General features: G+C 54.1%; 9 protein-coding genes. 2 read left to right on the forward strand and 7 right to left on the reverse strand.

Annotated features, from left to right (window positions below):
- Positions 1-380: M24 family metallopeptidase C-terminal domain-containing protein (locus ACTIKR_RS18880; RefSeq protein WP_442328681.1), on the forward strand; the 380-nt coding region annotated here is incomplete at its 5' end.
- 169 nt (positions 381-549) lie between these two features.
- Here ACTIKR_RS18880 and ACTIKR_RS18885 read toward each other — a convergent pair.
- On the reverse strand, positions 550-1638 hold the full coding sequence (locus tag ACTIKR_RS18885) for a YeiH family protein (protein ID WP_442328682.1): 1089 nt from the start codon (positions 1636-1638) through the stop codon (positions 550-552).
- 105 nt (positions 1639-1743) lie between these two features.
- Between ACTIKR_RS18885 and ACTIKR_RS18890 the strand changes: the two genes are divergently transcribed.
- Positions 1744-2643 carry a LysR substrate-binding domain-containing protein gene (locus ACTIKR_RS18890; RefSeq protein WP_193087091.1) on the forward strand — a complete coding sequence of 300 codons (900 nt, stop codon included), beginning with the start codon at positions 1744-1746 and terminating at the stop codon, positions 2641-2643.
- Positions 2644-2730: 87 nt separating this feature from the next.
- Here the strand turns inward: ACTIKR_RS18890 and rpmG are convergent, their stop codons facing one another.
- The 6 genes from rpmG to ACTIKR_RS18920 all read right to left on the reverse strand — a co-directional run bounded on the left by rpmG (position 2731) and on the right by ACTIKR_RS18920 (position 8926).
- Positions 2731-2898 (reverse strand): 50S ribosomal protein L33, encoded by a 168-nt coding sequence (rpmG, locus tag ACTIKR_RS18895; protein ID WP_100696024.1) that lies wholly within the window; start codon positions 2896-2898, stop codon positions 2731-2733.
- Between the two features lie 36 nt (positions 2899-2934).
- On the reverse strand, positions 2935-3171 hold the full coding sequence (gene rpmB, locus ACTIKR_RS18900; protein ID WP_128394439.1) for a 50S ribosomal protein L28: 237 nt from the start codon (positions 3169-3171) through the stop codon (positions 2935-2937).
- 306 nt (positions 3172-3477) lie between these two features.
- Entirely contained in the window at positions 3478-4716 is a 1239-nt protein-coding gene (locus ACTIKR_RS18905; RefSeq protein WP_226816379.1) for a Bcr/CflA family multidrug efflux MFS transporter, read from the reverse strand.
- Positions 4700-6097: an MATE family efflux transporter gene (locus ACTIKR_RS18910; RefSeq protein WP_442328683.1), complete on the reverse strand. Its 1398-nt coding sequence runs from the start codon at positions 6095-6097 to the stop codon at positions 4700-4702. The genes ACTIKR_RS18905 and ACTIKR_RS18910 overlap by 17 nt, the downstream gene beginning before the upstream one ends.
- Positions 6098-6103: 6 nt before the next feature.
- Positions 6104-7846, reverse strand: a complete 1743-nt coding sequence (locus tag ACTIKR_RS18915; RefSeq protein ID WP_442328684.1) for an ArnT family glycosyltransferase — start codon at positions 7844-7846, stop codon at positions 6104-6106.
- Positions 7847-8659: 813 nt separating this feature from the next.
- Positions 8660-8926 (reverse strand): type B 50S ribosomal protein L31, encoded by a 267-nt coding sequence (locus tag ACTIKR_RS18920; RefSeq protein ID WP_193087088.1) that lies wholly within the window; start codon positions 8924-8926, stop codon positions 8660-8662.
- Between the last annotated feature and the right edge of the window lie 182 nt (positions 8927-9108).

A 9108-nucleotide genomic window follows, 5' to 3' on the forward strand; every position in this document is an offset into this window, starting at 1 on the left:
ATGGGGTCGGGTATTTTCTGAATGTGCATGAAGGCCCGCAAATGATTTCGCATCGCGCCTACCGTTTTCCCGACACCGAGATGAAAGCTGGCATGATTACTTCGGATGAACCCGGCCTGTATCGTCCGGGTCAGTGGGGTATTCGTATTGAAAACCTGATCTGTGCAGTGCCGGCGGGCCAGTCTGAATTCGGTAATTATCTTAAGTTTGAAACGCTGACGCTATGCCCGATCGATACACGTTGCATTGAAAGGCCGTTGCTGAGCGAGCAGGAACTGTCTTGGTTGAATGCCTATCATGAAGAGGTGTATCGCCGGCTTGCGCCGCGGGTATCAGGCGCCGCACTTGCGTGGCTGCAGGCCAGAACTGCAGCGATCTGATTGCCGGCCAGTGGGCAAGACAAAACAAGCCTGCTGTTGTGGCCTGACACAGTGTATGTTTATCCCTTGCGTTTACCCGTTGCCAATTAGATGCTGTTCAAAAAAACAGGACCGCCTCCGATAAAACAGGGGCGGTCCTTTTTGCAGACTCAGGCAGATGGCTGCGTGTCTACATCTGACCCATGGCATATTGCACAATCAGGCTACTGACCGATACAGCCATCCATACCAGGAAACCCAGCAGGATGGGGCGTGGGCCGGTCGCAAAGATTTTGCGCATATCGGCAGACAACCCCACTGCGACCAGTGCGACTACGATCAGGAACTTTGCAGCGACATTGATCCAGTCAAGCATGATTTCGGGCACAATGCCGGTGCTGCGCGTTAGCGAAGCGAGCAGAAACCAGACGATGAACCATGGAAATATTTTTGCCAGGCTGACAGACTGATTACCCTGCCGGCGATTGCGCATGCCGACCAGAACGACCAGAAACAAGCAGATCGGAATAATGAGCGTGGCGCGGGTCAGTTTGACGATCGTGGCAAAATCACCAGCGGCATGACTATAGGCGTAACCGGCAGCCACCACAGAAGAGGTATCGTTAATGGCGGTGCCCGCCCACATGCCAAACCCGTAGTCGCTCAACCCCAGCATATGTCCCAAAGCCGGGAAGGTGAGTACCGCGACAACATTGAACAGAAAAATGGTGGAGATGGCGAAAGCCGTATCATGCTCCGAGGGCTTGAGAATAGGGGTGACTGCAGCAATGGCCGACCCGCCGCAAATGGCAGTACCTACGCCGATCAGTGTCGTCAGATCAGACGGGGTGCGCAATAGGCGCCCCAGCACCCAGGCGCTCCCAAACGCCATCGTTACGGTCACCAGCGTGACCGCCAGCGATTCTCCGCCTGTAGCCATGATCTGCGTAAAACTCAGGCCGAAACCAAGCAGGATAATAGAGATTTGCAGAATTTTCTTGGAAGAAAAACTGATCCCAGGCTGCAACGTGGCATGCAGGCCGAATGCGCTTCGGTACACTATCCCAAGCAGGATACCGAAAACCGGTCCGCCGATAATGGGCAAGGCACGTCCGGCAAACTCGGCCACCAAGGCAATTGCTACCGATAAAAACAGCCCTGGCCAAAGGGAGTTTTTGCGAGGCCGGGCTGCGCTGCTGCCTTTGGCTGGATGCGGGATGCTCGCATCAGGTGTGACAGTCGCTGACAAAGCGTGGGAGGACGTGGCCGTGAGTGTCATAATATATTAAATATCCATTAGCTTATTACTGATAGGTATCAATCATAGGCTTGGATATGGTATAAGTAAAGTTACAATAGTTTATAAGTAGAATAAGGAAAACTGATGGCTTCATTCAGCCCGAAACAGCTTGATGTTTTTATCAGCATCGCACGCCTGGGCAGTGTCAAGGCTGCCGCCGATTCTTTGCATCTGACTCAGCCAGCTGCCAGCATGGCGCTGGCTGAACTGGAAAAGCAGTTGAGTGGTCCATTGTTTGATCGTGATAAAGGCAGGCTGTACTTGAATGAAAAGGGCAGACGACTGTTGCCCCTGGCGCAGGAAATCATTGAAAGAATGATTGAGTTTCGCCAGCGCGCCGATGACCAGGCAGACGTCCTGACAGGAGAGTTTCGGATTGGCGCCAGCAACACCGTTGGCAATTACCGGGTCGGTGATCTGTTAAGCGGTTTTGTGCTCAATAATGACAGGGTGACGGTTTATCTGAATGTTGCTAACACAGATGAAATTGTTCGGCAGATCGTCGACCACAGCATTGATGTGGCCTGTGTTGAGGGCGCGGTGCATCACGAAGCGATCGAGTCGGTGCATTGGATGGACGATTCGCTCTGCGTATGTACGCGGCCGGATCACCCGCTGGCGGCAATCGCCAATCTGCAGCCGGCAGATTTTATTGATGCACGCTGGATTTTGCGTGAGCGCGGATCAGCCACGCGGCTGGTCAGTGATGTGGAGCTGGATAAATTGCCGCAAGCCAAGGTGGTGATGGAACTGGGTCAGATCGAGGCCATCAAGCAGGCGGTGATTGCCGGACTGGGTATTGCATTTTTACCGCAAGTGGCGGTGACCCATGCAGTCAGTTCCGGCAGGCTGGCATTGCTTCATACGCCGTTTTTGAACTTGACGCGACAGCTGTCGATTATTTATCACCGATCGCGCTATCAGGGCAGACTGATGCGCAGCTTTCTGGATTCGGTCAGATCTTCGGTCCGGCCCGAGCAGTAAAATGGTCCGCACAAAAAAAGCCCCGCGTTTGCGCTGCTTTTGTTAAAAGCAGGCGGCCGCGGGGCCTGGTGTTGGGTAACCAGCAGATTACTTCAGTTTTGTTTCTTTGTAATCTACGTGTTTGCGCACAACAGGATCAAATTTTTTGATCAGCATTTTTTCTGGAGTGTTGCGTTTGTTTTTGGTCGTTGTGTAAAAGTGACCAGTACCAGCTGTGGATTCCAGCTTGATTTTTTCGCGAATGCCTTTTGCCATGATGGGCTCCTGGAGTTAATCGTTAGTAGGAATGAATTAAACGCTTTGGCCGTTGGCGCGCATTTCAGCAAGAATGACATCAATGCCTTTCTTGTCGATTGTGCGCAGGGCGTTTGTAGAAACGCGCAGACGAACCCAGCGATTTTCGCTTTCAACCCAGAAACGACGGCTCTGCAGGTTAGGCAGGAAACGGCGTTTTGTTCTATTGTTTGCGTGTGAAACATTATTACCGGACATTGGGCGTTTGCCGGTGACTTGGCATACTTTTGCCATGATCGTGACCTCGTTAAGTTTGAAGACCTGATTTTTGGCCCAGGCCAGCCTTCTGTGGGGGTTTCTGGCTGTAGAATTAGACCCTGCAGGCAGAAACTGAAAAAATATTACCCTGAAAACGTCTTGCCACAAGACTCGACATTCATGTTTTTGATGCTCATGTCGATGTCCGGCGTTTTGCTAACGGCGTTTAGTCAAGGTTAGCCATAGATTATAAGACGAAAAGTGAAATAAATTCAAGCATTTATTGCCTAACCGTGGGATTTCTGCCTACGCCAGGCGCCGGTTTTGCACCTGCGGTGCGGGTCAGCCACCAAAATAGCGATCTGCCGGCTTGGCCAGGACTTTTCCACACAGTAGAGCAAGCAGCGTACAAATGGCCAAACCGACGAAAAGCGGCACGGGAGAGTCGGCCAGGCTGCTGCTGACGATGCTGCTGCTAAGGGTGCCGAACAGAAACTGCAGGCAGCCCATTAGCGCAGAGGCAACACCCAATCGATGTCCCTGGTCCCTGAGTGCCAATGCCGTTGCGTTGGGCAAAATAAAGCCCAGGCTGGTGGTAAAGCCCAGCAACGTGAGTGTGAGCAGTGTGAGGTTGAGCATGCCGGCCAGGGCCAGCCCAAGGCCAATAAGAATGCTGAGGCACCCGCAGGTGAGGGCGGTGCGCAAAATGCCCAGGGGCGAGTGAACGCGCAGCAGGCGGGCGCCGATCTGGGAGCCGACAATCAGACCGAATGCATTCAGGCCAAAAAACAGACCGAAGTGCTGTTGCGGCACGCCATACATATTAATAAAAACCGTGGGCGAGACCGAAATATAGGCAAACAGGCCCGACATGCCGATGCCGCCGGCCAGCGAGAAGCCCATGTAATTGCGATCGCGCAGCAGGCTGGCATAGTTTTTTGCGATGGTGCGCAAATGCAGCGGCACTGCCTTCTCCGGTGGCATGGTTTCCCTTAGTCGGAAAATCGCCAGAAAGAACATGATGGCGCTATAGAACAACATCACGGCAAACAGGCCGCGCCAGCCAGTGACCGGCGACAGGTAGCCGCCCATCAGCGGCGCAAGGATGGGCGCAACGCCCATGATCAGCATCATCATGGACATGGCCATAGCTGAATCCCGGGTGTTGAGCTGATCGCGAATGACGGCGCGTGGAATCACCATGGCAGCAGCAGCGCCGCAGGCCTGGATGCAGCGGAAAAACAGCAGATATTCGACGCTGCTGGCCAGCGCGCAACCTATGGTGGCCAGCATGTAAATCATCAGGCCGCCCAGTAACGGTTTTTTTCGCCCGTAGCGGTCGGCGATCGGGCCATAAAACAACTGTGATAACGCCAATCCAAGCAGATACGTGGACACCGTCAGCTCGACCCGGTGTTGCGGGACCTGCAAATCGGCCGATATTGCCGGGAAAGACGGCAGATACATATCAATGGTGAGCGGGCCGATGGCGGTCATCAGACCCAATAGCCACAACCAGAGGGGTACTTTTTTATCGATTGATTTTGACTTTGTGCTGTGCATGCTATCGTTTTTGGACATTGACTGACTTCCAGTACCAAATGGCAAGTGTGATGGCGCAGAGCAGCATGCTAAAACTGCACATGATCCAGAGTGAAGCTACGCCTGGCGGGGCGCCTGGTGTGAGTACGGCGGCAAGACCGTCCAGCAGGCGGTAGCCCGGGCCGAAGCCGAAATACCAGCCGCCCAGAAGGCCAATGCCAAAGAGTGATCCGGTCTGGATCACAAATGGCATGGTCGCTATTTTGTGCGCCCGCAATATATAGGAGAGCATGCATTGTAACGCATCGCTGGTATGCAACAGGGGAAGTATGGTTAGCAATGCGTAGGCCATCGCAGCGATTGCCGGATCGGACGTGTATATCTGGATGATCTGCGGCCTGGCCGCCATCACCACCAGCAGACTCAGGGCGACGCCGGCCAGACCCAGCCCGATGCCGATGCGTGCCAGACGCCTGGCCTGCTCGGGCTGCCGTGCTCCGAGGGATTGCGCAACCAGCGATGAGGTGGCAATGCCGATGGCCAGGGGAAACATATACAGCAATGAAACCAGATTGGCCAGGATCTGATGCCCCCCGGAGACAAAGGTGCCCTCGCGTGCAGCCAGTAAGGCCATAAAGGTAAAGGAACTGACTTCAGCCAGATAAGAGCCGCCCATAGGCAGACCCAGTTGCAGAATTTCTTTTTGCGCTGGCCAGGCAGGCTTGCCTAGCCTGAGCTGAAACTGCGTGTAGAACGGCTCGCGCGCAATAGCCACGATGCCTGCCGTTAGCGCGAGCCAGGACACAATGGCGGTAGCGGTGGCGGCGCCGGCGCTACCCAGGGCGGGAAAGCCGCCATATCCGAAAATAAGCAGCCAGTTAAAGAGCAGTTTGACCAGTACGGAAGCCAGGCTTACATACATAAGCAGGCGCGGGCGCTGTACTGCAGTCGCAAGGGCATAGACGCAGCGGAACATCAATGCAGCCGGCAGCGCAATGCAGCAAATGCGCAGGTAAACAGCCACTTCCTGCCGAACCTGCAAGGGTAAATCGCCCGAGAAACTGAGCCATATATCAGGAAACAGGAGCAGGGCGCCGCCCAGCGTGGATAGAAACAGCGAAAGCCAGATCCCCTGGCCAATGAAGCGGCCGATTTCGGCATGCCGCTGGGCGCCGAACAGTTGCGCGCAAATGGGTACCAGCGCATGAACGACACCCATCAGCCCGATATGGATCGTCATGAAGATCGACACCGAGAGCGCCATGGCCTGCAGCGATACCGGATTGGTATGCCCAAGCATTGTGCTGTCCAGGACGGCGAAGGCGATCCCCGCCCATTGGCTGATCAGCATCGGCCAGGCCAGGCGCACAATCTTGCGCACGGGTCCATGCCCGGCCGTCAGGGTGGGGCGCAATGACATGGTCGGTTATCTGGCGGGCAGTTGAATCAGGCGAAAGACTTCGTGTCGGTCGGGCCGGCGTTTTCCCTGCCAGATCAATGTCGCATTGTCCGGGTATGGTTCAGCCTCATCCTCTATTTTTTCAAAGGTCGTCTGCAGCAATACATACTGACACTGAGGATCGAAGGCAAACTGCAGCCCTTCAAATACATAGAAGGCGGCGCGTTGCCCCAGGCCCACGCCATGCTGGCGAATGCATTCGGTCGGGATATTGTTTTCGTCAATGACCGAGGCCAATTCTTTGGACACCGCTTTATAACTGCGGTTGTAGTTGATTGACGGCAGCCACAACAGCGCCAGCAGCATCCATGTAAGGGTCAGACCGGTTGCCGACAAAACGATGCCGCGCCAAAGAACGGCAGGGTTGCTGCGCAGGCGCCAGGACACAGTCCAGATCCAGGCCACGCATACACCGATGGCCAGAATCAGGGTAATGGCGGAAATCTGAGGCTCAAAGCCAGTCAGCAGTCGGGTGATATTGTGATGAATTTTCGAGGGCCAGCCAAAATTGAGCGCGACCCATCCCAGCCAGGTGGCTACCATGGCTAGCGACATGATCATGATCGAGAACCAGTCGAGCGTGTTGACGAATGAACGGCGCAGCGTTGGCAATGAGAGCGCGGCAAGAATCGCACATGGCACGGCCAGCATGGCATATTCGGATTCGAATGCATCTTTTTGAAAAACGACCGTAAGCACGGCTGCGCCAAGCAATAGTGTGGGAATGAAGATATGCGGCGCATCCATCCATTTGCGCCAGTTCCACAAGGCAATAATCATAAATGGCCAGGTCGGCCAAAGAAACCACGACAGATCGCGTAGTGTGGAAAAAATCTCGGTGGGCGAGGGCAGGCTGAACAGTGAGTTGTTCCAGAAAACGTAACTATTGGCCCAGTAACTGCTGGTGTTGTTGGCAGCGGCCAGCCAGATCAGGCAGCAGGCGGCGGCCAACGCGACGCTCCAAACAAGCCACAGTTTCTGTTGTCGGCCGAAATTGCGGAAAAATAATAGCGCCAGCAAGGCAAGCAATACGGGGACGCCGCCGATTGCGCCCCGTGTCAGGAACGCGGCACCCAGGCCAAGACCGGCCAGCGTGCTGCCTTGTAAGGGATGGTCAAGCATGCGCGCCACACCGTAGAATGCGACGGCCTGGCACATCATGATCAAGGGGAAATTGGAGGTCTCGTGCATGCGGATGACGATGCCGATCGTAGCGATAATGAACAACACCGCAGCGTCGGCAATCATCCTGCCATAGTTCTGAGGATTGGGTTCTCCACCAAATGGTAGCGCTAGCGGCTGGCATTCCTTGCGCCGTGCCAGAAGGTAGGTCCCGTACCAGGTAGCCCAGATGATAACGAAAAAATAAATGAAAATGGGCAGGCGGGCGGCGGTGATCTGCGCTTCCAGTGGCGCCTGAAATAGCATAAAGACGGGGCTGAATACCTGAATGAAAAGTGTCCCTATCCAGGTCAGGAGCGGGCCTTCCTGGGCATAGGCGTAATTGCCAATTTGCGGCAGCAACCAGGCATGCTCCTGTCCGCGAAACGCGGTCAGCATGGTGGCAAGGCCGGTCAGGTCATCCGTTTTCCATGGATCGCGATAGAACAGCCCGGCAAAAATATACAGCACGCCGACCACCAGCAGTGCTGTGCGGGAAAGTTTGCGGGTGGCGATTTCGGTAAGGCGGGAGGGCGTTGTGCGTTGCATGTATAAGTATTGGATGTACAACTAATGGATTCCACGCATTTTAGCTGAAAAAGCCGGGCTAAATACCTTGCTGCAGTTTTTGTTTCCTGTCTGGACAACAAAAGCATGTCACGGTGCTTCCGTTAATGCAGTGGCGCCGCGATGGCACCGGCGCTGACAGGCCGTGAGCGCGATTGGGAATTGATTGGGACCCAATTGAATCACTATTTCGATGTGCGATAGAGTATGGGACGCTAGCGGGTGAAAATGAACGGGCTGCGTAGGTGCAAAGACGCGGGCAATAGTTGGGCTTTGGTCAGCCATTTGCCAGGGTGTTATTCAGAAAGTTAGCCAGGCACGCGGATTGGCTGCGCTGCAATGGCAGGGATGCTGATGCATGGCCAATAGGGCGCTATTGCGGAGAGCATTGTTAGGTTATTTATGTGGATTGCGCACCAGTACGGTCTTGGCCAAGGTGCCATATCTTCAGAATGGTGATGATGGGGTGATGGAGAGGCGGCAAGGCGGATGAGATGGAGAAAAGCGAGAGCCTGTACAGATGGGGAATCTGCGGGTGGGGCAAAGCTAAGATCTGATTGTGTCGTTATTAATATCAGTACTAATAATTAAAGGAAAGGCGCAAGTTAAAAGTTAAAGGCACGAGCTAAATAGAACAGTAAAGGCGTAATAAAGGTATAGAAGGTATAGGCTAAAAGCACATTGGGCCTAAACTGAGCGGTATGTGCTGTTCAGTTTAGGCCCAATGAATGCAAGCTGGCTGATAATAGTGGCTGTCGGACCCGGATGATTCCGTGGGTCCGGTGCACTGAAAAATCAGGAAGCTTTTTTGCGTGTGCCGGCAGTGGTGGCGAAACGGGCGCGGAATTTCTCAACGCGACCTGCTTCAACGATACGCGTTTGCGCGCCAGTATAGAAGGGATGGGACTCGGCAGTCACTTCACATTTGAAAAGCGGGTAGGTTTTGCCATCCAGTTCGATGGTTTCGCGTGAGTTCAGCGTAGAGCGGCTGATGATTTTTGAACCAGTTTGCTGGTCCAGAAACACGACTTCGCGGTATTCTGGGTGAATACTATCTTTCATGATTAAGTCCTGAGGGTTTGACGGGTCGCCAGCCTTGTGTCCCTGCTCAAATGACAGGTGCAAAAAGCAACGTATCCAAAAATTTAATCGGGTATTCTAGCACAGAAGTCATTGAATACATAGCGTATTCAGCGAAAAAACGACAGGTAGGCGCCGTTTTTTCACGAACAGACACGGATTAA

The sequence above is a fragment of the Advenella sp. genome (genome assembly GCF_052108595.1).
Classification (GTDB): domain Bacteria; phylum Pseudomonadota; class Gammaproteobacteria; order Burkholderiales; family Burkholderiaceae_B; genus Advenella.